Source organism: Nocardiopsis sp. NPDC006832, from assembly GCF_040635885.1.
GTDB lineage: Bacteria > Actinomycetota > Actinomycetes > Streptosporangiales > Streptosporangiaceae > Nocardiopsis.
Genome location: NZ_JBEYLC010000007.1, coordinates 95706 through 121942, shown reverse-complemented (window position 1 = coordinate 121942; position 26237 = coordinate 95706). Strand labels below are relative to the sequence as shown.

26 protein-coding genes and 1 pseudogene are annotated in these 26237 nt (G+C 68.3%); 14 read left to right on the top strand and 13 right to left on the bottom strand.

The window, feature by feature from the left end; translation table 11 throughout:
* Nucleotides 1-19: 19 nt before the first annotated feature.
* Together ABZ717_RS05705 and ABZ717_RS05700 are read right to left on the bottom strand one after the other, a co-directional pair.
* On the bottom strand, nucleotides 20-1075 hold the full coding sequence (locus ABZ717_RS05705; protein WP_358506125.1) for an aminotransferase class V-fold PLP-dependent enzyme: 1056 nt from the start codon (nucleotides 1073-1075) through the stop codon (nucleotides 20-22).
* 83 nt (nucleotides 1076-1158) lie between these two features.
* Entirely contained in the window at nucleotides 1159-1698 is a 540-nt protein-coding gene (locus ABZ717_RS05700; RefSeq protein ID WP_087103498.1) for a MarR family transcriptional regulator, read from the bottom strand.
* 237 nt (nucleotides 1699-1935) lie between these two features.
* On the opposite strand from ABZ717_RS05700, the gene ABZ717_RS05695 reads away from it, so the two are divergent.
* From ABZ717_RS05695 to fahA, 5 genes are read left to right on the top strand one after another with little or no spacing between them, the layout of a single operon-like run.
* A complete protein-coding gene (locus ABZ717_RS05695) occupies nucleotides 1936-2898 on the top strand; it encodes an MBL fold metallo-hydrolase (protein ID WP_087103500.1) in 963 nt (320 codons plus the stop codon).
* Nucleotides 2899-2957: 59 nt separating this feature from the next.
* Nucleotides 2958-4640: an FAD-dependent monooxygenase gene (locus tag ABZ717_RS05690; protein WP_358506120.1), complete on the top strand. Its 1683-nt coding sequence runs from the start codon at nucleotides 2958-2960 to the stop codon at nucleotides 4638-4640.
* 56 nt (nucleotides 4641-4696) lie between these two features.
* Nucleotides 4697-5902 (top strand): cupin domain-containing protein, encoded by a 1206-nt coding sequence (locus ABZ717_RS05685; RefSeq protein WP_087101761.1) that lies wholly within the window; start codon nucleotides 4697-4699, stop codon nucleotides 5900-5902.
* A gap of 11 nt (nucleotides 5903-5913) precedes the next feature.
* Complete coding sequence (locus ABZ717_RS05680; RefSeq protein WP_358506117.1) at nucleotides 5914-6744, top strand: hypothetical protein; 831 nt, start codon at nucleotides 5914-5916, stop codon at nucleotides 6742-6744.
* A gap of 20 nt (nucleotides 6745-6764) precedes the next feature.
* Complete coding sequence (fahA, locus tag ABZ717_RS05675) at nucleotides 6765-7976, top strand: fumarylacetoacetase (protein WP_358506114.1); 1212 nt, start codon at nucleotides 6765-6767, stop codon at nucleotides 7974-7976.
* A gap of 65 nt (nucleotides 7977-8041) precedes the next feature.
* Here fahA and ABZ717_RS05670 read toward each other — a convergent pair whose 3' ends face one another.
* On the bottom strand, nucleotides 8042-9055 hold the full coding sequence (locus tag ABZ717_RS05670; RefSeq protein ID WP_358506111.1) for a hypothetical protein: 1014 nt from the start codon (nucleotides 9053-9055) through the stop codon (nucleotides 8042-8044).
* A gap of 287 nt (nucleotides 9056-9342) precedes the next feature.
* Between ABZ717_RS05670 and ABZ717_RS05665 the strand changes: the two genes are divergently transcribed.
* The gene (locus ABZ717_RS05665) at nucleotides 9343-10185 is read left to right on the top strand and encodes a YihY/virulence factor BrkB family protein (protein WP_223809112.1); all 843 of its coding nucleotides are present in this window, start codon (nucleotides 9343-9345) and stop codon (nucleotides 10183-10185) included.
* On the opposite strand, the gene ABZ717_RS05660 is transcribed toward ABZ717_RS05665, so the two are convergent.
* Nucleotides 10182-11009 carry a helix-turn-helix domain-containing protein gene (locus tag ABZ717_RS05660; protein WP_067599598.1) on the bottom strand — a complete coding sequence of 276 codons (828 nt, stop codon included), beginning with the start codon at nucleotides 11007-11009 and terminating at the stop codon, nucleotides 10182-10184. The two genes, ABZ717_RS05665 and ABZ717_RS05660, sit on opposite strands and share 4 nt — an antisense overlap.
* 141 nt (nucleotides 11010-11150) lie before the next feature.
* Here ABZ717_RS05660 and ABZ717_RS05655 point away from each other — a divergent pair, with 141 nt between their 5' ends.
* The 5 genes from ABZ717_RS05655 to ABZ717_RS05635 all read left to right on the top strand — a co-directional run bounded on the left by ABZ717_RS05655 (nucleotide 11151) and on the right by ABZ717_RS05635 (nucleotide 14622).
* The gene (locus tag ABZ717_RS05655) at nucleotides 11151-11408 is read left to right on the top strand and encodes an Atu4866 domain-containing protein (protein WP_067599704.1); all 258 of its coding nucleotides are present in this window, start codon (nucleotides 11151-11153) and stop codon (nucleotides 11406-11408) included.
* Nucleotides 11408-12142 (top strand): SDR family oxidoreductase, encoded by a 735-nt coding sequence (locus tag ABZ717_RS05650; RefSeq protein ID WP_067599601.1) that lies wholly within the window; start codon nucleotides 11408-11410, stop codon nucleotides 12140-12142. The genes ABZ717_RS05655 and ABZ717_RS05650 overlap by 1 nt, the downstream gene beginning before the upstream one ends.
* Before the next feature lie 179 nt (nucleotides 12143-12321).
* Entirely contained in the window at nucleotides 12322-12810 is a 489-nt protein-coding gene (locus ABZ717_RS05645) for a hypothetical protein (protein ID WP_157090958.1), read from the top strand.
* Between the two features lie 178 nt (nucleotides 12811-12988).
* Nucleotides 12989-13597: a DUF3887 domain-containing protein gene (locus ABZ717_RS05640; RefSeq protein WP_358506219.1), complete on the top strand. Its 609-nt coding sequence runs from the start codon at nucleotides 12989-12991 to the stop codon at nucleotides 13595-13597.
* A gap of 53 nt (nucleotides 13598-13650) precedes the next feature.
* On the top strand, nucleotides 13651-14622 hold the full coding sequence (locus ABZ717_RS05635) for a CPBP family intramembrane glutamic endopeptidase (protein WP_358506105.1): 972 nt from the start codon (nucleotides 13651-13653) through the stop codon (nucleotides 14620-14622).
* Nucleotides 14623-14981: 359 nt separating this feature from the next.
* On the opposite strand, the gene ABZ717_RS05630 is transcribed toward ABZ717_RS05635, so the two are convergent.
* Nucleotides 14982-15278, bottom strand: a complete 297-nt coding sequence (locus ABZ717_RS05630; RefSeq protein WP_067599614.1) for a YrhK family protein — start codon at nucleotides 15276-15278, stop codon at nucleotides 14982-14984.
* Between the two features lie 882 nt (nucleotides 15279-16160).
* Between ABZ717_RS05630 and ABZ717_RS05625 the strand changes: the two genes are divergently transcribed.
* A complete protein-coding gene (locus ABZ717_RS05625; protein ID WP_358506101.1) occupies nucleotides 16161-18290 on the top strand; it encodes a UvrD-helicase domain-containing protein in 2130 nt (709 codons plus the stop codon).
* Nucleotides 18291-18399: 109 nt separating this feature from the next.
* On the opposite strand, the gene ABZ717_RS05620 is transcribed toward ABZ717_RS05625, so the two are convergent.
* The 7 genes from ABZ717_RS05620 to ABZ717_RS05590 all read right to left on the bottom strand — a co-directional run bounded on the left by ABZ717_RS05620 (nucleotide 18400) and on the right by ABZ717_RS05590 (nucleotide 24739).
* Nucleotides 18400-19035 carry a histidine phosphatase family protein gene (locus tag ABZ717_RS05620; RefSeq protein WP_067599620.1) on the bottom strand — a complete coding sequence of 212 codons (636 nt, stop codon included), beginning with the start codon at nucleotides 19033-19035 and terminating at the stop codon, nucleotides 18400-18402.
* Complete coding sequence (locus ABZ717_RS05615) at nucleotides 19032-20144, bottom strand: ABC transporter ATP-binding protein (RefSeq protein WP_358506098.1); 1113 nt, start codon at nucleotides 20142-20144, stop codon at nucleotides 19032-19034. Before ABZ717_RS05615 ends, ABZ717_RS05620 begins: the two co-directional genes overlap by 4 nt.
* A 38-nt stretch (nucleotides 20145-20182) precedes the next feature.
* Nucleotides 20183-21961, bottom strand: coding sequence for an iron ABC transporter permease (locus ABZ717_RS05610; protein WP_067599623.1), 1779 nt, complete (start codon nucleotides 21959-21961; stop codon nucleotides 20183-20185).
* A gap of 50 nt (nucleotides 21962-22011) precedes the next feature.
* Nucleotides 22012-23178: an ABC transporter substrate-binding protein gene (locus tag ABZ717_RS05605; RefSeq protein WP_358506094.1), complete on the bottom strand. Its 1167-nt coding sequence runs from the start codon at nucleotides 23176-23178 to the stop codon at nucleotides 22012-22014.
* Between the two features lie 83 nt (nucleotides 23179-23261).
* Nucleotides 23262-24095: a MurR/RpiR family transcriptional regulator gene (locus tag ABZ717_RS05600; protein ID WP_358506091.1), complete on the bottom strand. Its 834-nt coding sequence runs from the start codon at nucleotides 24093-24095 to the stop codon at nucleotides 23262-23264.
* Nucleotides 24096-24218: 123 nt separating this feature from the next.
* Nucleotides 24219-24461: a hypothetical protein gene (locus tag ABZ717_RS05595; RefSeq protein WP_067599639.1), complete on the bottom strand. Its 243-nt coding sequence runs from the start codon at nucleotides 24459-24461 to the stop codon at nucleotides 24219-24221.
* Nucleotides 24458-24739 carry a hypothetical protein gene (locus tag ABZ717_RS05590; protein WP_358506088.1) on the bottom strand — a complete coding sequence of 94 codons (282 nt, stop codon included), beginning with the start codon at nucleotides 24737-24739 and terminating at the stop codon, nucleotides 24458-24460. The genes ABZ717_RS05595 and ABZ717_RS05590 overlap by 4 nt, the downstream gene beginning before the upstream one ends.
* Before the next feature lie 98 nt (nucleotides 24740-24837).
* Here ABZ717_RS05590 and ABZ717_RS05585 point away from each other — a divergent pair, with 98 nt between their 5' ends.
* Nucleotides 24838-25599: a Scr1 family TA system antitoxin-like transcriptional regulator gene (locus tag ABZ717_RS05585; RefSeq protein WP_358506086.1), complete on the top strand. Its 762-nt coding sequence runs from the start codon at nucleotides 24838-24840 to the stop codon at nucleotides 25597-25599.
* Nucleotides 25596-25781 carry a DUF397 domain-containing protein gene (locus ABZ717_RS05580; protein WP_067603829.1) on the top strand — a complete coding sequence of 62 codons (186 nt, stop codon included), beginning with the start codon at nucleotides 25596-25598 and terminating at the stop codon, nucleotides 25779-25781. Before ABZ717_RS05585 ends, ABZ717_RS05580 begins: the two co-directional genes overlap by 4 nt.
* Before the next feature lie 188 nt (nucleotides 25782-25969).
* Here the strand turns inward: ABZ717_RS05580 and ABZ717_RS05575 are convergent.
* Nucleotides 25970-26182, bottom strand: a pseudogene (locus tag ABZ717_RS05575) (Uma2 family endonuclease); the annotation flags it as partial.
* Nucleotides 26183-26237 lie beyond the last annotated feature (55 nt).

Here is a 26237-nt window from a genome sequence, read left to right as displayed (position 1 = left end):
CCGGCCGGTGCCGCCGGCCTCAGCGCGGGTCGGCCAGGACCTCCAACAGGCGGTCCACGTCGGTATCGGTGTTGTACAGGTGGAACGCCACCCGCAGTCGGCCATCGCGCACGGCCGCCGCGATACCCGCCTCGGCCAGACGCTCGGCCGCGCCCTCCGGCGCGGGCAGCGAAACGATCGCCGATCCCTTGCCTTCCAGACCCGCCTCGGCGCGGAACCGGTCGGCCAGGGCGACGTCGTGCTCGTGGATGGCCGGCACTCCCACCCGTTCGATCAGGGCCAGGGAGTGTTCCAGGGAGACGAACGCCGGCCACACCGGTGCCATGTCCAGGCGGTTCGCCTCGGTGCCGTGTTCGATCGCGGCCCCGTACAGCGAGTCCCACTGATCCACGGCCGAGTACCAGTTGGCGGCCAGGGGTCGCAGTTCGCTCAGCGCCTCGGTGGTCCCGGACAGGAACGCCGAACCCCGGGTGCCCAACAGCCACTTGTAGGCGCTGCACACCACGTAGTCGAACCGATCGTCGTCGCTGGGCAGCCAACCCGTGGACTGGGTGGTGTCCACCAGGGTCCGGGCGCCGTGGTCGGCGCAGGCCACGACGAGATCGTCCAGCGGGGCCAGGGCACCGTCGGCGGACTGGACCGCCGAGACCGCCACCAGCGCGGTGTCGGGGCGCACCTCGTCGGGCAGTCGGTCCAGGGGTACCTCGCGCACCCGTAGTTCGGAGCGGACGGAGAACGGGTGCACGGTGGAGCTGAACTCGTTCTCGGCGACCAGGACCTCGGACCCGGCGGGCAGGCTCGCGGCGACCGTTCCGGTGAACTGGGAGGTGTGCGTGCCGATGGCCACGCGGTCCGGGGTGAGTCCGGTCAGGCGGGCGTAGGCGGCGCGGGCGCGTTCGATGCCCGGGTCCTGGGCACCGGCGGAGAACCGCCCCGTGGCCACCTCGTGGATGTGCTCTTGGAGGGCCCGACTCGCCGGGTGGGGCGTCAGGCCGTGGGTGGCGGTGTTGACGTAGGTGCCGTGCGCGGAGAACTCCCGTTGCGCCTCTTGCAGGCGCTGTGCCGTCTGGTCCATGGGAGGCATGGTCACAGGGCAAGGGGAGCGCTTCAAGGGCCGATCCGGTCGGGAGTGGCCCCTTCTCGGTCGGGCCGGCCCGGTCAGTTGCGGAACTTGGCCTGTGCGTCGGTGGAGCCGGCCATGAGTTTGTTGAGCAGGCGGACCAGTTCGCGGCGTTCCTCGGGTTCGAGGGCCTCGGCCCAGGCGCTCTCGCGGCGGTTGTGCGCGCGGAACACGCCCAGGATCGCCCCGTAGCCGGCCTCGGTCAGGCTGAGCTGGAGCGCGCGCCGGTCGTGGGTGGCGCGTTCGCGGGAGAGCAGTCCGTCCCGTTCCAGGGTGTTGAGCAGGGCGGACAGAGCAGCGCGGCTCATGCCGGAGATCTGGGCGGTGGTCTTGGCCTCCATGGGTCCGGCGAGCCAGAGCGCGAAGAGCACACGAAAGCCCGGCCAGGTCCAACCCCGTGGGCGGTGTACCGAGGACTCCAGGTCGTAGACGACCATGCTCGTCGCCCGGTTGAGGGTGAGGATCATGCGCATGGCCTCGGCGTTGACGGAGGGAAGCTCGCGTTCGGCCTTGTGCACCGCGTAGTCCACGAATGACCAGAAGGTGAGCTCGTCGGGGGGTGCGGTGTTGTGAGTCACGACGGCCAGCCTATAACTCGGCCCTTCGTCGGGTCGTTCTCGGTCGCGGTGGCGGGCACGTCGTGGATCGGCGCTCGAAGGGCGAAGGAGTAGCCTGCTTCTGTGAGCCGCGTCACCGATGCTTGGGGTCTGGGACCCATGGTGCTGTGGTGCGCGACACGTTATGGTCAGATTCATCAAACATTTGATCATTTGGGCGGTTCGAGCCGTCCGCGACGAGTGAAGGGCCCTTCGACCATGGCAGCCAAGCCGTTCGCCTCCTCCGCCGACACCCAGGCCAAGGAACAGACCCTCGAAGTCCTGGCCGACGGCGTCTACGCCCTCACCGCGGAGGGCGACCCCAACGTGGGCGCCATCGAGGGCGAGGACTTCGTCGTGGCCTTCGAGGCACTGGCCACCCCCACCGCCGCCGGGGAATGGCTCGCCAAACTGCGCGAGCACACCGACAAGCCCGTCCGCTACCTGGTGCTCTCGCACTACCACGCGGTCCGCGTCCTGGGCGCCAGCGCCTTCGACGCCACCATCATCCTCACCCACGAGAAGACCCACGAACTCATCCGCGAACGCGGCAAGGAGGACTGGGACAGCGAGTTCGGCCGCATGCCGCGCCTGGCCAAGGACGCCGACTCCGTGCCCGGCCTGACCTGGCCCACCCAGACCTTCGCCGACCGCACCACCATCGACCTGGGCGGCGACCGCGGCGAACTCGTCCTGCAGTACTTCGGACGCGGCCACACCGAGGGCGACATCGTCGCCTGGCTGCCCGAACAGAAGATCCTCTTCGCCGGCGACCTCGTCGAGGCCCAGGCCGCCCTCTACACCGGCGACGCCTTCCACAAGGACTGGGCCGGCGCCACCCTCGACAACGTCAAGGCCCTCCAGGCCGAGATGCTCGTCGGCGGACGCGGCGCCGTCAGCCGCGGCCGCGCCGAGGTGGACGCCGCCATCGAACAGACCCGCAACTTCCTCGACGTGATGATCCGCGAGGTCGGCGCCGTCCACGAACGCGGCGGCACCCTCAAGGAGGCCTTCACCGCCACCCACGTCGCGCTGGTCGACGACTACGGCCACTGGCCCATCTTCGAGCACTGCCTGCCCTTCGACGTCTCGCGCCTGTGGGACGAGTTCTCCGGCATCGAACGACCCGTCATCTGGACCGCGGAGCGCGACCGCCAGGTCTGGGATCAGTTGCAGGACTGACCCTCCCTCTCCACCATCCACCGCGCCCGTACGGGGCGCCCCGAGATACGGAGCCCACCATGCCGCACCCCCCGGCGCCCCGACCACCCGCGGACCCCACCACCGACCCCGTCCTGGTGCTCGGCGCGGGACCGGTCGGACAGACCGCGGCCCTACTGCTCGCCCGACGCGGGGTCCCCGTACGGATCGTCGACGCCCGCCCCGGGCGCGACGCGGTCGGTTCCAAGGCCATCTGCCAGCAACGCGACGTCCTGGACGTGTGGGAATGGCTCGGCGGCGGCATCATCGCCGAAGAAGGCCTGACCTGGAACACCGCTCGCACCTTCTACCAGGGCCACGAACTGTTCAGCGTGCGCCTGCCCGACCCGGGAGCCTCCTCCCTGCCCTCCTTCGTCAACCTCTCCCAGTCCCGCACCGAGGAGGTCCTCGACGACCTCCTCGCCGAGGCCGGGATCGTCATCGGCTGGAACCACGAGGTCACCGGCCTGGACCAGGACGAACACGGTGTCAACGTCGAGTGCGCCACCCCGCACGGACCCGTCCGCCTGCGCGGCTCCCACGCGATCTCCTGCCTGGGCGCCCACGGCGGCGTCGTCCGCGAGGCACTGGGCGTGGACTTCACCGGCACCAGCTTCGACGACCGCTTCCTCATCTGCGACATCCGCGCCGACCTGGGCGACTGGGAACGCGAACGCCGCTTCTACTTCGACCCCGAGTGGAACCCCGGCCGACAGGTCCTCATCCACCCCTGTCCCGACTCGGTGTTCCGCATCGATTGGCAGGTCCCCGCCGACTTCGACCTGGAGACCGAGGAGTCCAGCGGCCGCCTCGACGCCCGCATCCGCCAGATCGTGGGCGAGACCCCCTACGAGATCGTGTGGCACTCGGTGTACCGCTTCCACACCCGGGTGGCCGACCGCATGCGCCGAGGCCGGGTCCTGCTCGCCGGGGACAACGCCCACCTGGTCGCCCCGTTCGGCGCCCGCGGCCTCAACTCCGGGGTCCAGGACGTCGAGAACGCCGCCTGGAAGATCGCCTACGTCCGCCACGGGTGGGCCGACGAGACGCTCCTGGAGAGCTACCACACCGAACGTCACGCCGCCGCCCTGGAGAACGCCGACATCACCAGCGCCACCATGCGCTTCCTCGTCCCCCACGACGAGGCCGATCACCGGATGCGCCTGGAAGTGCTCCAGCGCGCCCTCACCGACCCCGACGTCCACCCGAAGGTCGACTCCGGGCGCCTGGCCGAACCGTTCTGGTACTGCGACTCGACCCTCACCACACCCTGCCCCGAACGGCCCTTCGGCGGTCGACCCCCGCGCGGTCAGGCGCCCACGCCCTGCCCCGGCGTGATCCTGCCCGACGTGCCGCTGGCCCTGGCCGAGCGACCCGACCTCATCCGACTGCGACCCCTGCTGCGCGAAGGCCTCACCCTGCTGCTGGGCCCCGCCCCCGAGGGAACCGACGCCGAGACCCTGCGCGCCGCCGTGCACACCATCGCCTCCCGGGCCACCCCCGCCCCGGTCGCCACCCACCACCTGGTCGACGTCGATCCCACCGGTGCCCTGTGCCAGGCCCTGACCCCCGAGCCCGGGCAGGTGTGGCTGATCCGCCCCGACGCCCACGTCGCCGCGGTCGTCGCCGGCACCGACACCGACGCCGTGCGCGCCGCCGTAGGCACGGCCCTGGGCCGGGCCGTCACCGAGACCGCGCCCGCGTGGTCCACCGCCCTGACGTAGGACACCGCCCGCCCGGGCATCCCACCAGCAGACCCACGAACTCCAGGAGGACGACGATGGCCCACTACCGCCAGGTCGGCGAGGTGCCCCGCACCCGTCACACCCAGCACCACAACCCCGACGGCGGCCTGTACTACGAGGAGCTCATGGGGGAGGAGGGCTTCTCCGCCGACTCCTCCCTGCTCTACCACCGGGCTATCCCGTCGGCCATCGTCGACGCCGCCGAGTGGGAGGTCCCCGACCAGTCCCGCAAGCGCAACGCCCCGATGATCCCTCGCCACCTCAAGCTCCACGACCTCTTCCAGGGCCAGGAGTGGAAGGCCGCCGACGTCGTGGAGTCCCGCCGCCTGGTCATGGGCAACGACGACGTGCGCATCTCCTACGTCGTGGCGGGGGCGCCCTCGCGCCTGTACCGCAACGGCATCGGCGACGAGTGCGTCTACGTCGAATCCGGCACCGCCCGCGTGGAGACCGTCTTCGGTGTGCTGGAGGTGGGCCGCGGCGACTACGTCATCCTGCCCCGGGCCACCACCCACCGCTGGGTGCCCACCGGCGACGAACCGCTGCGCGCCTACGCCATCGAGGCCAACAGCCACATCGCCCCGCCCAAGCGTTACCTGTCCCGCTACGGCCAGTTCCTGGAGCACTCGCCCTACTGCGAACGCGACCTGCGCGGCCCCCAGGGACCACTGCTGGCCGAGGGCGAGAACGTCGACGTGCTCATCAAGCACCGAGGCGACGGCCCCGGCGGCATCTCCGGCACCGTCTACACCTACCCCACCCACCCCTTCGACGTCGTGGGTTGGGACGGCTGCCTGTACCCGTACGCGTTCAACGTCGAGGACTTCCAACCCATCACCGGCCGCGTCCACCAGCCGCCGCCCGTCCACCAGGTCTTCGAGGGCAACAACTTCGTCATCTGCAACTTCGTGCCCCGCAAGGTCGACTACCACCCCGCTTCCATTCCGGTGCCCTACTACCACTCCAACGTCGACTCCGACGAGGTCATGTTCTACTGCGGCGGCGACTACGAGGCCCGCAAGGGGTCCGGCATCGGGCAGGGCTCCATCTCCCTGCACCCGGGCGGGCACTCCCACGGCCCCCAGCCCGGCGCCTACGAGCGCAGCGTCGGCGTGCAGGCCTTCGACGAACTCGCCGTCATGGTCGACACCTTCCGACCCCTGGACCTGGGCGAGGGCGGCGTCGCCGTCGACGACGGCGTCTACGCCTGGACCTGGTCCAAGGGCCGGCGGGACAAGTGACGGGAGAAGGCATGGGTGACGTCCTCTACCGAGGCCTGTTCGACGACGCCGCGCTGTTCCCACCCGGCAACGCGCCCATGGGCCAGGCCCTGCCCGCGCACCGGGAGCACCGCGCGTCCGGGCGTGCCCGCTACGTGGGTCCCTTCCTGGTCTCGGGCGGTCGCGTGGGTGAACTGCGCGCCGTCCTGGCCTGCGAGGAACCAGCGTCCGAACCGCTGGACGTGGTCATCACCGTCCCCGGTGGCGCCGACGACGTACCCGGCGCCCTCGACTCGCTCGGCGTCGACCCGGTCCTGAACCTGGTCGGCATGGAGGTCGCCGCCGCACCGGGCGAGGCCTCCGACACCGCCACCGCGCTCACCAAGGCACTGCCGGGCGGCGCGGTCGGCTACGTCGAGGTGGCCCGAGGAGTGAAGGCGGGCGCCGACATCGCCGCCCTGGCCGGCACCGGCGCCAACGCCAAGTTCCGCACCGGCGGGGTGAAGGCCGAGGCCCATCCCACCGAGGCCGAACTGGCCGACCTGCTCTGGGCGGCCATCACCGCCGGGGTCCCGTTCAAGTGCACGGCCGGACTGCACCACGCCGTCCGCCACACCACCGACGAGGGCTTCGAACAGCACGGATTCCTCAACGTCCTGCTGGCCACCCATACCCTGCTGAACGCGGGGTCGGCGGCCGACGCCGAAGCGGCCCTGGCCGACCGGGACGGTCGCGCACTGGCCGCCCGTATCGCCGCCCTGTCCGACCTCGAACAGGCCGAGATCAGAGCCCGGTTCCGTTCTTTCGGCACGTGCAGCATCATCGACCCCCTGGAGGACCTCACCGTCCTCGGGGCCCTCTAACGACCCGGAAAGCGAGTTCCATGCCCGACAGTTGGCTCGACATCGCCCCCGACGCGCAGTTCGGCCCGGCGACCCTGCCCTATGGGGTGTACACCGTCGACGGCGCGCGCCCCCGCGTGGGCGTGGCCGTGGGCGAGTACGTGCTGGACCTGGGCGCGGTGGCCCGCGCCCAGGGGGCACCGTTCGCCGAGGCGGTGAGCGGCCCGAACCTGGACGCCCTGATGGCCGCCGGTCGGCCGGTGTGGGACCAGGTGCGCCAGAGCCTGACCACCTGGCTCACCGACCCCGTCCACGAGCAGGTCGTGCGCCCCCACCTGGTGGACCGCGCCGCGGTGACGCTGCACCTGCCGTTCACCGTCGGCGACTACGTGGACTTCTACGCCTCCGAGCACCACGCCACCAACGTCGGTCGCATCTTCCGGCCCGAGCAGGAGCCACTGACTCCCAACTGGAAGCACCTGCCCATCGGCTACCACGGCCGTTCGGGCACCATCGTGGTCTCGGGCACCGACATCGTGCGCCCCACCGGCCAGCGCAAACCGCCCACCGAACCCGTCCCGGTGTTCGGTCCCTCCGCGCGCCTGGACATCGAGGCCGAGGTCGGATTCGTCGTCGGCACACCCAGCGCCATGGGCGAACGGGTGCCGGTGGACGACTTCGCCGACCACGTGTTCGGGGTGTTCCTGCTCAACGACTGGTCCTCGCGCGACCTCCAGGCCTGGGAGTACGTGCCGTTGGGCCCGTTCCTGGGCAAGTCGTTCGCCACGTCCATCTCGCCGTGGATCGTGCCGGTCGCCGCCCTGGAGTCGGCCCGCGTGGAACAGCCCGCCCAGGACCCGGAGCCGCTGCCCTACCTGAAGGGCGAGCGGTCGTGGGGCTTGGACCTGCGCCTGGAGGTGCGGCTCAACGGACACGTGGTGTCCAACCCGCCCTTCTCCCAGATGTACTGGACCGCCGCCCAACAGTTGGCGCACATGACCGTCAACGGGGCTTCGTTGCGCACCGGCGACGTGTACGCCTCCGGTACCGTCAGCGGCCCCGAGGTGGAACAGCGTGGTTGCCTCCTGGAACTGACCTGGTCCGGCAAGGAGCCCATCAAGCTGCCCGACGGCACCGAACGCGCGTTCCTGGAGGACGGTGACGAGGTCACCATCACCGCCACCGCCCCGGGCCCCGACGGAACCAGGGTGGACTTCGGCGAGGTCACCGGCAAGATCCTCCCTGCCCGCTGAACCCAGCGATGATCTTGCTCGCAGCGCCCATTTGGGCGCCCAACATGGCGCTGCGAGCAAGATCGTCAGGGTGAGGAAGTGGCCCCGGCTTTGATGAGGGTCGCCAAGACGTACTGGGGACGCTTGAGGTCCTGCCAGGTGAAGCGTACGAGTCGAGTCCCCGGGTGCCAGGCCTGCAAACCGTTCTGCCTGACTCGGTCTCGGGCGAGGACCTCGGGCAGACTGTGCGGGCCGATCCCGTCCGCTTCTCCGATCACTCGCAAGCCTTCCCACCAGAAATCGACCACGCCGATGAGACTTCCTCCGGCGTCGTAGAAGGGACGTTGCAGTTCGGTGGGAGGGAGACCACCATCGGTGCAGATCAGACGAATTCTGGTCTCCAGCGGGCTCTGTGAACGACCATCGGCCAGGTGCCACCACGGACGGACCCGTACACACCCCCTGCGCCCGCGATTGGCCGATTCCAAGTGCTCGAACTCCTCCTCGCCCACGAGCCTCTGGTTGAGAACCGAGTCCATGAGGCAGACGGCGGTATCCCGGCCGACGCGCAAAAGGGTGTCACGCAGGGTCCTTCCGGGGGTCGTCAAGCGCAGAACCTCATCGATGCCGGTGACCTCATCGGGCAGTGTGTCCCAGGTGTGGAGGACGATGCCACGGATGTGCCGTTGCGCGCCCAGAGCCGGGAGGACCATGTGGACGGTCTCGCCATCCCAGCGCGGTAGCCCTTGCATCCGCCACAAGTGGGCGGCGGTTTCGGCGCCCGCGAAGGAAGCGGGACCCAAAGCCAACTGGGCCGCCATGACCTTCGTGCGAAGGTGCTGTTCGGGGTCGTCGACGCTGAGTAGGGCACGGACGGAATACACCCGGGGGAGGGGGTGCCCCCACTGCCCGGCCCGTAGGAATCTACGGATGTCGCTCCAGGTGAGCCCGGTTCTGAGGGCCTGCTCCCATGTGAGGAGTCCGTACTGACGTGCCGCGATCCCGAGCACGGCGGTGTACGTGCCGTCCGCCGGCACGTCGCGCACGGACGCGATGACATGACGATTCCCGGCTCTGGGCCCGGGAGAGGTGGAGCTCATGACACCACGGTGTGTCGACGGCGCGAAGGACGCCAGCCCGTTCTTCCGAACTGTGGATAACCGGCCCTCTCCCTGGCGATGATCTTGCTCGTAGCGCCCATTTGGGCGCCCAACATGGCGCTACGAGCAAGATCATCGGAATTCCGGGCCTCGGCCGGGTCACGTGGTTCTCGCCCTCTTGTCGCCGACAATGAGGGGCCCAGGGCCAGGGAGGGCGGATGTCGGAAGAGCGGGGTCGGAGCGAAGGAGCGCGCCGCGCGTCGGGTGCCGTCGCGTGGCGACCGGCCTTGCTTTCCAAAGCGGACCTGCGCGCCGTCGCCGCACGGGTCTGGCGGGACCTGAAGGAGAGCCAGTTCAGCCTGCTCGCCGCGGGAATGGCGTTCCGGGCGCTCCTCGCGCTGTTCCCCGCCCTCATCGCCGTGGTCAGCGTCTTCGGAATCCTCGCCGACCCGGACGACCTCACCGACCAGATCGGCACCTGGCTGCACGCCGTCCCCAAAGCCGCACGGGAGCTGATCGAGGACCAGCTCCGCACCATCATCGCGACCGACACCGGGACCCTCGGGTTCGCGTTCGGCGGCTCCGTCCTCCTGGCGACCTGGAGTGCCTCCGGCGGCATGTACGGGCTGATGCAGGGCTGCAACGCCGCCTACGACGTCGTGGACAGGCGCAACTACCTCGTCAAGCGCGGCATCGCCCTGTCGTTGGCCCTGGGCGTGGGCGCCTTCCTGTGCGTCGGTGCCGGTTCGATGGTCGTCATCCCGGTACTGCTGGACCAGGTCGGCCTGAACCGGATCGCCGCACTCCTGGTCATCGTCGGCCAGTGGATCGTGCTCGGGTGCGTGACCGTCATGGGCCTGGCCGTCGTCTACCGGATCGCGCCCCACCGCGAGTCACCCTCGGGCCGCCGGCTCACCCCGGGCGTGTTCATCGCGACGGTGTTGTGGGTCGCGGGCTCCTGGGTGTTCACCTTCGCCGTGCAGCGGTTCGGCCACTTCGGCGCGACCTACGGCACACTCGCCGGGGTGATCGTACTGATGCTGTGGCTGTGGTTGTCCTCGATGATCGTGCTGTTGGGGGCCGTGGTCAACGCCGAACTCGAACGTCGGCGCGTGACCGCCCCGACCTAGGGCGTGTACGTCTTGGCGGACAGAGCACCGAGCAGCGCGAGGGCCTCGGCGCTACGGCTCGCCGGCTCCGCCTGGTAACAGAGCAGCTGTTGGCCCGGCGTCTCGGCGACGTCGAAGGTGTGCACCCGAAGCGTCAGCTCACCGACCAGTGGATGCACGAAACCCTTGACCTCCATGCGTTTGCCACGGGCCTGGTTGTGTTCCCAGAACCGCGCGAACTCCGGGCTCGCCCCGAGGAGACCGTCGACGAGCGAACGAATACGCGGATGCTCCGGCGCCCGCCCCTGCGCCAACCGGAGCGCGGCCACCGAGTTGCGCGCCGCGAGCCACCAGTCGGCGTGGAACTCGCGGGCGTCCGGGGCGAGGAACACGTGCTCCACCAGGTTGCGGCCGACGGGAAAGCCGAGGTAGAGGGCCTCGCCGAGCACGTTGTGCGCGAGAACGTCGTAGGCCGCGTTGGTGATGAGCACGGGGGTGTCCGGCCACGAGTCCATCAGCCGCAACAGGTGCGGGTCCACCCGCCGCGCACCGAGATCGGCGCGTGGACGGGGCGCCAGGCCGGCCAGGCGGTAGAGGTGCTCGCGCCCGTCGTCGTCCAGGGCGAGCGCGTCGGCGAGAGCGTCCAGGACCTGCGCCGACGGACCGGTCTCACGCCCCTGTTCGAGCCGGACGTAGTAGTCCACGCTCACGTCGGCGAGCATCGCGACCTCCTCCCGGCGCAGTCCGGGAACCCGACGCCGGGCGTTACCGCGCAATCCCACGCTCTCCGGCGCGGTCGCGTCACGGCGGGCCCGCAGGAACCGGGCCAGGGCAGGTGTGGTCATGGCCGAAAGCTACCCCGCGCCGGGCCCGGGAGGGAGGGTGCGGTGCACCCAGGCTCGCACCGGCCTGGTCCGGTCGGCCGAGCGCGCACAGGGTGGTGTTCCGACAGAAGAAGGACTCCCGCCCAGAGGATGAGCAACGCGATGACAGACCATCCCTACGTCGGCCTGTGGGTCACCGCCGACGGCCACATCCGACACGAACTGTTGCCGGAGGGACGCTACGTCGAGGCCCGAGGCAGCCGGGAACGCGCCTACACCGGCCGGTACACGGTGACCGGCACGCACATCGACTACGTCGACGACACCGGTTTCAGCGCCGACGGCGACTTCGTCGAAGCGAACACCCTGCACCACGCCGGCATGGTGCTCACCCGTCGCGCCGAAGAGGAGAACGCCTGATGAAGGAGATGTCGGACAAGGTCGTACTCATCACCGGAGCCTCCAGCGGCATCGGAGAGGCGACCGCGCTGCACCTGGCCGAGCGGGGTTGCGTCGTGGTGCTGGGAGCGCGCCGAATCGACCGGCTGCGGTCGCTGGTCGAGCGCATCGAAGAGATCGGAGGGCGGGCCCACGCCCACCCCCTCGACGTGACCGACGCCGACGACGTGCGCGCCTTCGTCGACCGCGCCGTCACCGAGCACGGGCGCGTGGACGTACTCGTCAACAACGCTGGCGTCATGCCGTTGTCGCCGCTTGCCGCGCTCAAGACGGACGAGTGGACTCGCATGCTCGACGTCAACGTGCGTGGACTGCTGCACGGCATGGCCGCGGTACTCCCCGTGTTCGAGGCCCAACGCGGCGGCCACGTCGTGACGATCGCCTCGGTCGGGTCCCACGAGGTGTCGCCCACGGCGGCCGTCTACTGCGCCACCAAGTCCGCCGCCTGGGCGATCACCGAGGGGTTGCGCCTGGAGAGCGAACCCTGGCTGCGCGTATCGACGATCACGCCCGGCGTGGTCGAGTCCGAACTCGCGGAGACGATCACCGACCGCACCGCACGCGAGGCGATGGTCGCCTATCGGGCCAACACGATCCCGGCGGCGGCGATCGCCCGCGCCATCGCCTTCGCCATCGAGCAGCCAGAAGAGGTCGACGTCAACGAGATCGTGGTGCGGCCGACCGCGCAGCGTTGAGGTGAAGCGGCCGGTGCGTCCTACGTGGTTCCCAGGGGCCCGAGGGACGCACCGGTCCCGTTCTCGCTAGGCTCTCGCGAAAAGAATCGAACAGATGGGCGACGATGCAGACGAATCCGGTACGCCACACGGTCAACGCCGTCACCCTCACGTCTTTGATGTCCTTTATCGTTCTTTTGATGCTGGTCATCTTCGTGATGTCGACCAAGAGCGGTGTCAATTCCTCGGACACACTCCTGCGAATCCACCTATGGGGATCGCTCGCCCTGGCCGTCGTCCTGTGGCTCACCTTCAAGGTGGCCACCCGTCAAGTGTTGATCACCGACACAGGATTCGAGTTGCGGGGCATGTTCGTCGACCGCTTCGTGCCCTTCCACCTGGTCGACTTCGTGACCATCACCGGAGGGCTCGCCCTGGTGCTGACCGATGGCGGACATCGGCCGATTCCCGGATTCGACCCCTCGCCCTATGGGGAAATGCGGCGCTACCGGCTCCACCACGCCCCGGGGGATCGACTTCAGGAGGAACTCGACCGCTCTCGGCTTCGGGACGTGGAAGGGGAGGCGCACGAGACGACTCGGTTCCGGCCGGACCTGCTCGTACTCGTGGCGACCCTGGTTTTGAGCTTCCTCTCCGCCCAGGCTATCGAGTACCTCTTCGCGTCCTGACAGCAGCACCAGAAGTCCATCGCGCTCTCCGCGGAGGTACCGAACTCCGCCGCGTAGTCCACCGCCTCCGCGACCGACTTCGACGACGCCCCTGAGGATGCCTCCGCGCCCCCGTCGCGCCACACCGTTGCGCTCGCTGGCTTGACAAGAGCCCTACGTGTCAACTTATGCTTTACGCATGCAAGAGAAGTTAACAGAAGCGCTGCGGGCTTTGAAATCCCACACGGACGCCCTCCTCGCGTCACGCGTCCTGACCGCCACCAACGACTGGGCCAACCCGATCGGGCACGCCGTGAGCATGCAAACGGCAGCCGAGGACGTTGTGCGCGCGGTCGTGGAGCAAGCACGCCAGAACGGCGCTACGTGGCAGGTGATCGGCGACGCCCTCGGCGTGAGCAGGCAAGCGGCGTTTCAGCGCTACGGCAAACCCATCGACCCCAGAACAGGACAACCCATGAACAACACCCCGCTCCCCGGCACCGTCGAACTGGTCGCTTCCGTGATCGAAGACCTCGCCTCCGGGCACTGGTCACGTGTCACCGAGCAGTTCGACCCGACCATGCGCGACGGACTTTCAGAGGACGCGCTCGCCGCCGCGTGGGCGCAGATCGTCGGCCTGTCGGGAGCGTTCGAGGGGCAGGGAGAACCGGAGGTCGCCCGGGCCGGTGAATTGACGGTCACGAACACGCCGATCTCGTTCGAGGCGGGCGACTACACCGCACGGATCACGTTCCGTGACGACCGCACCATCGCCGGGCTGCACATCCTCGAAAGGCAGACGTCGTGACCATGAAACCTCCAGTCGGCTCGAAGACGGCCCAGGCCCGAGGCGGACCCCGCATGAACAGACGCGACCTGCGATCCATCAGCGTGTTCACCATCTTGTCGTTCGCGCTCGCCTGGTTGCTCGCGCTCCCGCTCTGGCTCGGCGATGGACTCACCAGCCCTTGGTTCCCCGCCGTCGCCGTCGCGACGATGATGACACCGACGATCGCCGCCCTGATCGTCGTGTTCTTCATGGAACGACCGCGGCACAAGGCGTGGACGCTGGGACTATGGCCGCTCAGGCCGGCTCCAAGGCTGCTCGGCTACGCCGCCCTGGGGATCTTCGTGCCCATCGCACTCGTCCTGGTTGCGCTCCCAGTCGGCGCGCTCCTGGGGGTCTACCCGGCCGACTTCGCGAACTTCTCCGCCTTCCAGCAGTCCCTCGACGAGCAAGTGGGCACATCGGGAGCGGCCGAAACCCCGATCCCGATCGGCGCGCTCATCGCCCTCCAGCTCGCCACACTCCCCCTGGCGGCGTTCATCAACCTCATCCCAGCGCTGGGCGAGGAACTCGGGTGGCGGGGATGGCTGCTTCCCAAGCTGATGCCTCTAGGCACTCTTCCGGCTCTGCTGGTCTCCGGCGTGATCTGGGGCCTTTGGCACGCCCCGCTCATCCTGCTCGGGTACAACTACCCCGGCGCGCCGGGCCGGCTCGGCCTGACCGCGATGGTCATCATGTGCGTCCTGGTCGGTGCGGTCTTCGGCTGGCTGCGGCTCCGATCAGGATCGGTATGGCCCGCCGCCCTCGCCCACGCCGCGTTCAACGGGGCCGGCGGCAGCTACCTCCTCTTCGCCATGGCGGGCGAGCACATCGACACCACGCAAGCGACGATCCTTGGCTGGAGCGGTTGGATCGTACCGCTCGCGTTCGTGGTGATCCTGATCGCCACCGAACAGTTCGACCCGGCCAAGCACCCGACCACCCCGCCACGGAAATCCGAGTCACCGTCACCATCTACCCATCGAATCAACGACTCGGAACACTAGGCGTTCGCGAAAAGAAGCGAACCGGTAGGCGACGATGCGGACGAAACCGGTATGCCGCACGGTCAACGCCGCCACCCTCACGTCTCTGATGTCCTTCACCGCCCTGTTGACGCCGGCCATCACCGGAGGGCTCGCCCTGGTGCTGACCGATGGCGGACATCGGCCGGTCCCCGGCTTCGCCACGCCCCGGGCACCCTTCTCCAGAACGAATTCGACCGCTCTCGGCTCCGGGATGTGGAAGGGGAGGCGCACGAGAGAACCCGATTTCGCCCGGACCTGCTCGTACTCGTGGCGGCCCTCGTTCTGAGCTTCCTCACCGCCTACTCCCTCTTGTGCCTTTTCGCGTCCTGACCGGGGCACTAGAAGTCCATCGCGGTCTCCGAGGACGTGCCGCCGGATCCACCTTGGCCCTGAATGCTCCGAATGTGCACCAGGCGGGTGAGTCGAATGGCCGGGCGGATCAGGAGTTCGATGCTGCCGATGAGAAAGCACCAGGTCCCGGGGACCATCATGCTCGAATAGAAGAACATGATGCTCCCGGCGATGAACCACGCCGCGATCAGGATGTCGTTGCAGATGCTGACGACTTCGTAGCGACGCCGGATGACCAGCTCATGGTGGCCGATGTGCACGGTCAATGGCCGGTGCTCGGGCATGTGTCCTCCCTCGGGTACCTCCTCGTATCCTGCACGTGCTGTACATGCCGGACACGCTCCGTGATGGGGCGTGTCGCCCAGAATCCGTTTTTCCCGCTCGTATCCGGGGTCTGAGCGCCTCGTCCATCCCTCTCCGCGAGGGGTGCTCCCGCAGGAGTGCCCGCCGGTCGTTCTGCGTGCTGTCACCGTCCGGTGCCCGAGTGATGAACGTGTTGAGTCGGATGGTTCCGCGTTCGATCCAGGACCGGATCGTGGCTCGAATCGTTGGAGCACGAACGAACGCGGACGACCTGTTGACGTGTCTTCCCGAGGAAGGTGCGGAGACCGACCCGCGCGGAACGAAGGCGGGATGAGACTCCGGTCGAATCTCAGGTCTTGGTGGCCACGAGCCGGTTCGCGGTCGTTCGGGGATGCTCGACCGCGCTGGTGTGGTCATTCCCCGAACACGCGAACGGCCACCGTCCGATGAGCCAGGACACCACCTTCGGCATTCCTGTTCCTCCTCGGTCGAGGGGAAGACTCTGGGAAACCGGGTTCGGAATTCGGGATGACAATCGAGAATGCGGAATTCGGTATTCGCTAACAGACACCGGGGCCTCACGCAACCGTCTGGCCGTGACCACAAGATAGGTATAATGCCATCGACGGTCACTGTGATGTCAGGGACTTCCGCGCCATCGGATGACGGGTTGCATTAACATCGAAGATGTGGCCTAGCGTTCATGACGCCCATCGAACCCGATGGGCGATAAGCGCCCCGGGTCGTCCTTTCCGGCAAGCACGACTCAGGTATGACTCTCCTCGCGGACGCCCCTGATATCCCACGACGTCGTGATGGTTCGCTCTTTCCGATCATCGTGAAGCATAGAGAACGGAGTGCGAGTGCACCTGGACAGTGTCTCCACACCACTGAACGAAGACTCCGCCGCGCACGCGGCGGCCGTGGCCGAGGAGCAGTCGGTCCTCGACGAGGCCTTCGCCCGCCGCGACGAGCTACTCCAACACCTCGACGCCGAACTCGCGATCCCGGCGGGCGACGCGACCGGGCATGCCCGGATGCGCGTGTTGGCCGCCCACCGCGAGGAGCTGCGGCGCGCCGACCAGGGTCTGATCTTCGGCCGACTCGACGCGCTCGACCGGACGGTCCTGCATGTGGGGCGGGTCGGCATCTCCAGCGCCGGAGACGACGATGATCCCCTGGTGATCGATTGGCGTGCACCGGCCGCACGGGCCTTCTACACCGCGACACCGATCGACCCCCAGGGCCAGGGCCGACGTCGCCACGTACGCGTCGACGGGTGCGTGGTGATCGGCGTCGATGACGAACCACTCGATGGGTCGGGTGCGAACGAGCTGGTCGGTGAGGGCGCCCTGCTCGCAGCCCTCGACGAGCGGCGCACCGGCCGAATGGGCACCGCCGCGGCCACCCTGCAACGTGAGCAGGACTATGTGATCCGCGCCGACCCCCGCGGGCCGCTGGTCGTCCAAGGCGGCCCGGGCACCGGCAAGACCGTGGTGGCACTGCACCGAGTGGCGTACCTGCTCTTCACCCATCCGCGGCTCGCCGCACAGGGCGTACTGGTTCTCGGACCGTCACTGCGTTTCCTGGACTACATCACCCAGGTGCTGCCGGCACTCGGGGAGACCGCCATCGTCTCGGCGACCTGCGACACCCTCGTGCCGGGAATCGGTGTGGAGCGTGCCGAGTCGCGCGAAGTCGCGGAGATCAAAGGTCGGGCGCTCTGGCAACAGGCACTCTCCGAGTACTCCGCGACGCTCGTCCCGCGGCCCGTCGACCTCGAACTGGAGTGGGAGGGGGAGCGGTACACGATCGATGAACGACGGGTCGCCAGAGCCCTCGCCTCGGCTACCTCGGGGCACTCCTACCACGCGGCGCGCGCCGGCTTCAGCGAACAGGTCCACCATCTTCTGACCGATGCGATAGCCGAACGCAACGAAGAGACACTGGCGAGAATGGAGGAGGGCTTCGAGGACATACTCGATCGGTTCGACGCCGGATTCGCTCACTCCGACAATCGTGCCGCGAGCAATGGCACCACCGGCACCGATGTCGACGGGGAACTCACGGAGGAGGACCTGGAGCGGCTGCACGACCGGATCGCCACCGACCCCGGCGTGGCCGCGACGTTGCGGGAATGGTGGCCGACCCGCGATACGAAGGTGGAACTACGTCGGCTCCTTGGTGACGAAGCGCTCTTGCGCCGATGGGTGCCGGGGCTCACCGACACCGAAAGAGGAATGGTTCTCGCTGAACCGCGGGAGTGGGCGAGCAGCGACATCCCCCTGTTCGATGCCCTGGCCGACTCGCTGGGTGATGCTCGGTCGAACGGTGAGCAGGGGGAGTTTCTGACCGATCGTGCCGCGGCGCGCAGGGACTGGGTCTACGGACACGTCGTCATCGACGAAGCCCAGGAGCTCTCGGAGATGCAGTGGCAGATGGTGATGCGCCGATGCCCTTCGCGGTCGATCACCGCTGTAGGCGACATCGACCAGGCCGAGGCGCCGCACCGGCACACCACCTGGGAGGAGGCGGTCGGTGCGGCCTTCGGCGAGAGGTGGACGGAGGCCCGATTGACCATCTGTTACCGCACTCCGTTCGAGGTCATGGCTCTCACCGGGCCGGTGCTCCAGAACGCGGGTAGCCGGAACGAGCCGCCTCGCGCGGTCCGGGCCTCAGGCGTCGAGCCCTGGGAACGCGCTGTGGAAGAGGGCCATCTCGTGGCCGAGGCGGCACGTGTCGTCGAGGAGCTGTCGAAACGATGGACGGGAGGGCTGGTCGGTGTCATCGCGCCCCTCGAACGCGTGCCGGCTTTGCGCGCGGCGCTACCCGACGTATCGGTTCTCTCCGCGACCGAGGCCAAGGGCCTGGAATGGGACGCCACCCTGCTCATCGACGCCCCGGGCATCGTCGCTGAACCGCGAGGCTGGAACGGGCTCTATGTCGCGCTCACCCGATGCACCCAGGAACTGGGGCGACTGCATCTGACGTGAAGGGATCCCGTTCCCACCGATCGCTTCGCCGGACGCTCGGCCGGGGTTCCCCGGCCGAGCGCCGTGCGTGGTCGACCACCGGGTCCGGTCGTCGACCTTCGCACGGCCGTCAGTCCGGCGGGTCCAGCGGTGACATCGCGGGGGAGTGGTTGAACAACCGGAGTTTGGCCGCCCCCGGTTCGATGAGGGAGACGAAACCCGAAGCGACGTCGACGATGCTCAGACTCGCCGGATGGCTCGGCACCGTGCGACTCGGGTCCAGTCCCACGGCGGCCCCGAGGAAGGCCCGGACCGGCCCGCCATGGGTGACGACCAGGAGCGTCCCATGGTCACCCTCCCTCGCCCGCCGCACGGCGGCGTCCACCCCGGCGACCACCCGATCGGTGAGTTCGCCGAAGCTCTCGGCGCCCGGGGGGTGGAACCTCCCCGCCCGCCACTCGGTGTACTCTGCGGCGTCCTCCTCCTTGATCTGCGCCGAGTACCGCCCCTCCCAGTCGCCCAGGTAGGCCTCGTTGAGCCTGGGATCGCACACATCCGGTTCGACACCGAGCACCTCGGCGGTCTCCCGCGTGCGACACAGACTCGAAGTGACGACGTACCCGGGGGCCAGGTGAGCGACCGTCCGCGCCAGCGCGGCGACCTGCCGGCGCCCGTCCTGCGACAGGCCGATGTCCTGCTGCCCTTGGAGACGGCGCTGTCCGTTCCACGCGGTTTCGCCGTGGCGGACCAGGATCAGTCGCGTCATCGGACCACCTCGGTGTCCAGAAGGGCGCCATCGACGTCGAAGTAGGCGTCCGGAGCCTGCGGTGGCCGCAGCCCGATCCCGTCGCCGGGCAACAGGTCGACCGGTGTGTCGCGGGAGACGCTCACCCGCGTACCGTCGAGAAGGTCCACGCCCACGACCCACTTGTCGGCCATCGGAACCTGGTCGGCGAACGTCGCCTCCAGACATCCGGAAGCCGACGCCCCAAGATCGATTTCGATCGAACCCGCCCGGTACATCGCCTTGAGCGCCCCGCCCCGGACCGAAGCGGGGGCGGCGCCGCAGTCGACGCCGAACGCCGACAGACGCCCGCCGGCGACCTCGCAATCGATGATGTTCGCCGGTGGGGTGCCGATGAACGTGGCGGTGAACGCGGTACGCGGTGATTCGAGCAGTTCCCGCGGAGTGCCGAACTGTTCGATCCGGCCGTCCTTCATCAGCGCGATGTGCGTGGCCATGGTCATCGCCTCGACCTGGTCGTGCGTGACGTAGACGCTCGTGGCACCGGTCGACCTGTGCACGCGCATCAGTTCGCCACGGGTGTCCACCCGAAGTTTCGCGTCGAGGTTGGACAACGGTTCGTCGAACAGCAACACCTTGGGCTGCGGGGCGATCATGCGGGCGATCGCCACGCGCTGCTGTTGACCGCCACTGATCTCTCCCGGATACCGGTCGGCCAGGTCGGAGATCGACAGCAACGACAACACCTCCTCGCCCCGGGCCCGCCGCGCCTCCTTCGACCACTTGGCCACGGTCAGCGGCCAGGTGACGTTCTGGAACACGGTCTTGTGCGGCCACAACGCGTAGGACTGGAAGACCAGACCGGCCTCGCGTTCGGCGGGTGGCACCATCTCGGTTCCGTCACCGCGGGCGATGACGCGGTCGCCGAAGCGGATCTCACCCCCGGTGGGATCCTCCAACCCCGCGAGCATCCGCAGAGTCGTCGTCTTTCCGCACCCGGACGGCCCGAGCAGCACCAGGAACGAGCCCTCCGGTACGTCGATCGATATGCCGTCGACGGCCGGGGTGTCGCCGAAGTCCTTGCGCAGGTCGGTGATGGTCAGGGAGGCCGAGGAGGCTCGGGGTCGCATGTCGGTCCTTTCGACCCGGTGAAGGCCGGTCCTTGAGGTCATGAGTTCGAGTTCCAGGGCTGGGCGGCGCCTTCGAAACGCCGGGCGATGATGGTCGCCGCGACCGAGATCACCGCGATGACGACCGTGACCGCGTTGGCCAATTGAGTGAAGTTCTCCGAGGAGTACTGGTAGGTGAGGACGGCCAGGACCGGCATCGCCGGGGTCGCCAGCAGCACGACCAGGGAGAGGTCGCGCACCATCTGGACGAACACGAGCACCCCGCCGGTGAACAGACCACGGGCCGTCAACGGCGCGATGATGGCGCCGATCCTGCGGAACAGACCGGCGCCGGCCATCACCGCGGACTCCTCGACGTCCTTGGAGACCTGGCTCAGGGCCGCGGTGCCCGACCGGACCGAGAACGGGATCGTCGCCGCGATCCCGGCCAACACGAGGATCGCGAACGTTCCGTACAGGCTCGGAAGAGGGCCGATGGGCGCCCCGAACTGCGCGATGAACGCCGCGCCCAGCGCGATTCCCGGGATGAGGAACGGCACGAACGAGGTGACGTTCAAGGTCCCCACCAGCCACTTCGGGCCGCTCGACCGGGTGATGACATAGGAGATGAGCAGCCCGAGGACACCGGCGCCGATCGCCACGCACACCCCGAGCAGGACGGTGTTCCAGGTGGCCTGAAGGATCTGCGGGTTGTTCAGCACACCCGGCTGTCCCTGGGCGAGCGCGGGGTCCGAACCACCGATCCAGTAGTGCAGGGTCAGCCCGGAGGTGAAGTCGTTCGTGTGTCGGGTCAGCGAACTGAGCACCAGCACGATGCCGGGCACGATCGTGGTGCACGTGACCAGCAGCCACGCGAGCCCGGCCACGGGGCGCCCCAGGATCCCGAGTTCGACGCCCCGTCGACGGCCGCCCTTGCCGGTGATCGTCTCGAAGCTCCGTCGACCCCCGGTGACGCGGGTCGACGCGTACATGATCAGCGCCGCGACGAGGATGAGCACGATCGACAACACGTATCCGCGTGAGACGTCACCGGTCGAGATCGCCCCGTACAACCGGGTCGAGAGCGTGTGGAACCGGACCGGCAGACCCAGCAGGGCGGGTGAGACGAAGTTGGAGACCCCTTCGGCGAACGCGAGCAGCGCGCCGGAGATCATCGCCGGGGCCACCACGGGCAACGCGATGTCCTTGGCCACCCGCAGCGTGGAGGCGCCCGTCATCTCAGCGGCCTCCATGAGGTCGCCGTTGACACCGGCCAGCGCCGCCGCGATGAGCATGAACGACAGTGAGAAGTAGTGGGCCGTCAAGGTCGCGGCGATCGGCACCGGGCCCCAGGCCAACCAGTCCGGGACGGAGATCCCCAGGTTCACGAGGATTCCGGTGGATCCGCCCACCAGGTCGTTGCGAAAGACCGACTCCCACGCCAGCGCCAGCGCGAAGCTCGGTAGCGCGAAGGGGATCATCGCCAGCAATCCAAGGAGCCTTCGCCCGGGGACGCGGGTCATCACCACGACCCAGGCGAGGAATCCACCGATCACCGTGGAGCCCACGGCCGTGGCGACCCCCATGAGGATCGAGTTGCCCATGGGCCGCCACAGCAGGTTCTGCGACATCGGGCTGGCGAACACGTCCGACCACGCCTGGCGGTTATCGCTCTGCAAGGTCGTGTTGACCAGCCCGATGAGCGGTGCCATCACCAGGACCAGGAGGACGAGCAGGGTGCCGGCCCCCAGCACCACGGTCGGCCGGGTGAGCGCCGTGCGCGCACGGGCCACCGTACGGCCGACCGTGGTGCGGCGGGGAGCGGGTGCCGTTGACATCGGGTCCTTTCGGGCGGTGAGGAGATGGAGAGAGGGGCGGGGCTATGGGGTCACAGGGTCAGCAGGAAGTCCGCCACGTCCGAGCGGATCTCCGCGGTCGCCTCGGGGTCGATGTCCCAGGCACCGAGCTCGTCGAGGGAGGCGGCGTCCTCGGGCTGGTCCATGTCGGTGCGGACCGGGTAGTCACCGGGGACGTAGAAGGGCTCGTAGCCGGCGCCGCCGGTCGCGGAGTCGTCGCCCATGAGGAAGTCCGCGACCAGGCGTGCGGCGGCGGGGTTCTCGGCGTCCTGCACCATGCCGATGTAGGCGGGGAAGGTGATGCCGAGCGAGGGAGTGGTGTCCAGGGAGGCCTGGAGCGCCCAGCCCTCCTCCTCGTTGTCCCGGCGGTCGGAGTAGGAGGTGATGCCGACCGGCGGGTCCTCCTGCCCGGTCTGGCCCACGGCGGCGTTGACGTTGTCCGTGTCGTCGACCAGGACCAGTCCGTTGGCGTAAAGGTCCTTGACGAACTGCTGTCCGGCGTTCTCGACGTCGTCGTCGAGCTCGATCTCGGACCCGTTCAGCTCCTCGTAGGCCTGGGCCATCTCCTCGGACTGGCGGACGATCTCCGTCATGAGGTCGAGGTAGTCGCCGCGCACCCCGGGGTCGACCATGACGACCTTGCCGTTCCACTCGTCCTCGGTCAGCTGCCACAGGTTCTCGATCGGGCTGCCGTCGGGGTGGGCCTCCTCGTTGTACATGAGGATCTTGGTCGAGAGTCGGTTGGCCAGCAGCGGCTCCTGGTACTCCTCGGGCACGGAGTCCGCGACGCGCTGTGGCACGTGGTTCCGCAGGATGCCGCTCGCGAGCAGTTCGGTGATGACCACCGGCGCGTCGGAGATGTAGGCGACGTCCGCCGATGGGGTTCCGGCCTGTGCCTCGGACTGCAACCGGGTGATCTGCTCGGAGGAGGAGATGTCGTGGCCGACGAAGTCGATGCCGGGGTACTCCGCCTCGAAGGCCTCCTCGACCGAGGTGATGCGTGAGGTGAAGGAGTAGACGGTGACCTCTCCCTCCTCCTCGGCCAGTTCGACGAGTTCCTCATGGGTGGCGTCGTCGAGTTCGTGGGATTGGGCGGCCGCGTCGGCGTCGGGGGTCTGGGGAGTGCCGCCACCGCAGGCGGCGAGCGTCACGACGAGTGGGAGGGCGATGGAGGTGGTGAGCAGTTTCGAGGAGCGCATGACAGTCCTTTGTGTCGGTTTTCGCGCATGGGGGAGCGAGACCGGTGCGAACCGGCCGTCGTGTGGAAGGGGGGACCGAGGTGTCAGTCGAACGCTGTGAGCAGGTCGTCCAGTCGGTCCAGGGCGGGCAGGATGGTTTCCGGGTGCCGCTGGGCGATGGTGAGCACGATGGCGTTCGCGATCATCATCGGGACGCTCAGGGAGGAGAAGCCCTCCTGATGCCCGCGCGGGGCCGAGAGCACGGTGGTGGGAGCCGGGTCGAGGGTGTGGAGGGTGTCCGTGACGAGCACGGAACGAGCCCCCACCTCGGCGGCGTGGGCGTATAGATCCGTGAGGTTGCGTGGAGCGCGACGAAACGCGAACGACACCACGACGTCGGAGTCCGACATCGCCAGGACACGCTCGGCGACCTGCCGGCCGGGGCCGAGGAGGTTGACCGCGTGCATCCCGAACCGTCGCAACCGACTATCGAGAAGCTCGGCCAGGACCCCCGCGTTGCCGCGGGCGAAGAGGTAGACCACGCGCGCGCCGACGAGGCGGTCGGCGACCTCGTCGATCCGTGCCTGGTCCACGTGGTGGGCGACCGCGGCGAGGGAGTCGAGTTCGGTGGCAAGGAGTGTGTCCAGGACACTGCTCTGACCCTGCTCTCGAAGTTCCGCGCGGAACCGGTCGCCGGCACCGTTGAGGTGTGCTTCGTGGGCTTCGCGCAGGTCTTCGCGTAGTTCCAGGTAGCCCTGGTACCCGAGCCGTTGCGCCAGCCGGGTGGCGGCGGCGGGGTGGACCCCCGCACGTTGGGCGACCTCTCCGCCCCGCCACAGCGGGGCCTCGGCCGGGTTGGAGAGAAGTTCGTCGAGAAGGACGCGATCCGACTTGGTCAGCCGGTCGCGGTACCTGTTCATTCGCTCCTGTAGGTTCACGACGCCCACATTACGAGCAATTTTTCTTGCGACAAGGTGTGAGATGGCAATTTTAGTTGCAGTTCATGAGGGCTTCACCGTCCCACCTGGAGGTTGGCGCCGTGTTCACCCGAGCGCCCGTGCTCAGCCGGTGTCTCCCGGTCCCTCTTCGGGAGGTCGCGCCTTGGCTTTGTCACGCCAGGGTTGGGGGAGTGGTTTACCGGCGCGCAGCCAGGCGTGGAGGGCGTCGAAGGCCCGGTCCGCGACACGCAGGGCGTCGAGTGCTTGGGCCGGGTCGTCAGGGATGTGGCGTAGCGCGGCGGAGAGTTCGTCGAAGAGGAAGTCGGCCTGCTCCTGAGGTGTGGTGGTGGCGTGCCGGTCGGTCATGGCAACCGGTCCAGGAGCTCCCGCGCCAGTTGCCGGCCCAGGGCTTCCTCGCAGCCCTGGGCCGCCAAGCGGACGGCGGAGCCGGGACGTTCGGGAAGGTGTCGCACCCAGCCGTCATCGGTGAGGTGGACGGTGACCCGGCGGTAGCCGAACTCCACGGTCACCGATCCGTCGTCGGGATTCTCCCAGGGTGCGAGCCCGCGTCGCCGCAAGGCGGAGAGCAGCGCACACAGCGCGATTTCTTCTGAGTCTGTTACGGGGTCTTTACGAGGAGTCATGGTCCGATGGTGTGCACTCCAAGAGGCATCTCACAGGGTTTCGATCAAACTTGGGATTTGCTGTGCGAGGTTGGAGTCTTGAGGGTAAAAATGAAGACGTGGCCCCCAATGATTTCGCCGAAGCCCTCGCTCGATTGCGTGAAGTCGCAGGTCTCACCCAGTTGCAGTTGGCCAAGAGATCTCAGACGGCGCACTCATCCGTGAACCGTTGGGAAAAGGGTGGCTCCCTCCCAAAACGGGACAACGTTGAAGCCTTGGATGAAGCCCTACAAGCAGACGGGACACTGCTGGCGGCTTGGCGTGCCGTGACCACGGGCAACGGATTGCCTGAGTGGGCCAGGAACCTTGACGCCATAGAGAGAGCGGCAAGACAGGTGACGATCGTGGCTCCCGCGCTCGTGCCCGGCCTGCTTCAGTGCTCCGAGGTGGCTCGGGGGGTGTTCCGGGCGGCGCATCCGCTCGCCACCTCGGACGACCTCGACCGATTGGTCGCGCTGCGTACCGGCAGGTTGAAGGAACTCCCCGAACTGGAAGTGACCGCTGTCTTTCCGGTGACGGCCGTCTCCGCTCTCACCGAGCCGCTCCGTCGGGCCCAGGCGCTTCATCTCATTGAGTGGGTCGAAACCGGGCGTGTGGGCGTCCATCTCGTACCAGAGGGGACAACGCTGCTGGCGCCTTCCGCTCCACTGATGCTGTTCCGTCTCGCTTCGGGGGAACTGGCGGTCGTGAGCGATCACGCTGACGGTAACGTGATCCACGAAGACGGTTCGCATGACAGGCTGTCCAGTCAGGCCACCGCAGCGCTGGCAGCGTCTTTGCCACTCACATTCTCACTCGAAGTACTGAGGAAGCTCACATGAACACCACCTCCGAATGGCACAAGTCCAGCTACAGCGCTAATGGTGGAAACTGTGTCGAGCTGCGCGAGGGTGTTGACGGAGCGGACGTGCGTGACACCCAGAACCGCGAGGCCGGGCACCTGACCTTTGCCCGCGATGAATGGGTGGCATTGCTGTCCGGGGTGCGCTCCGACTTGCGCTGACTCATAAACCACAACGGCCCTTCGCTCCGGCGAGGGGCCGTTTCCGTGTTGGAGGTCCTCAATCCATTCCTGGATCCGGTGCTGTCTTCGTGGAGCCTCGCCTATCGCTGGTGGCCGGCCCGTGAGGAGTTGTCGAAGTGCCTCACTTAGCCGTCTCGCCGCAGGCCCCCGCAACGGCCCTTCGGTGATCAGCGGGCGAAACGCTTGAGAGACTCGGTGTCCAGGGCGACCCCGAGGCCCGGAATGGGGACGGCCTCGCCATGGAAATGGGTGCTGCGTTCCAGGTACTGACCGTGGGCGGGGCGGCTGTGGACTACGACGGTGTTGGTGTCGCGATCCACCAGCAGGTAGACGCCGATGCCTGTCGCCGCGTAAGCGGCCGGCTTCTCGACACGGTTCCGGTCGTGGGCCTGCCCTTCAGGGCAGGCGTATGCGAGGGGTCCCGCAGAACCTACC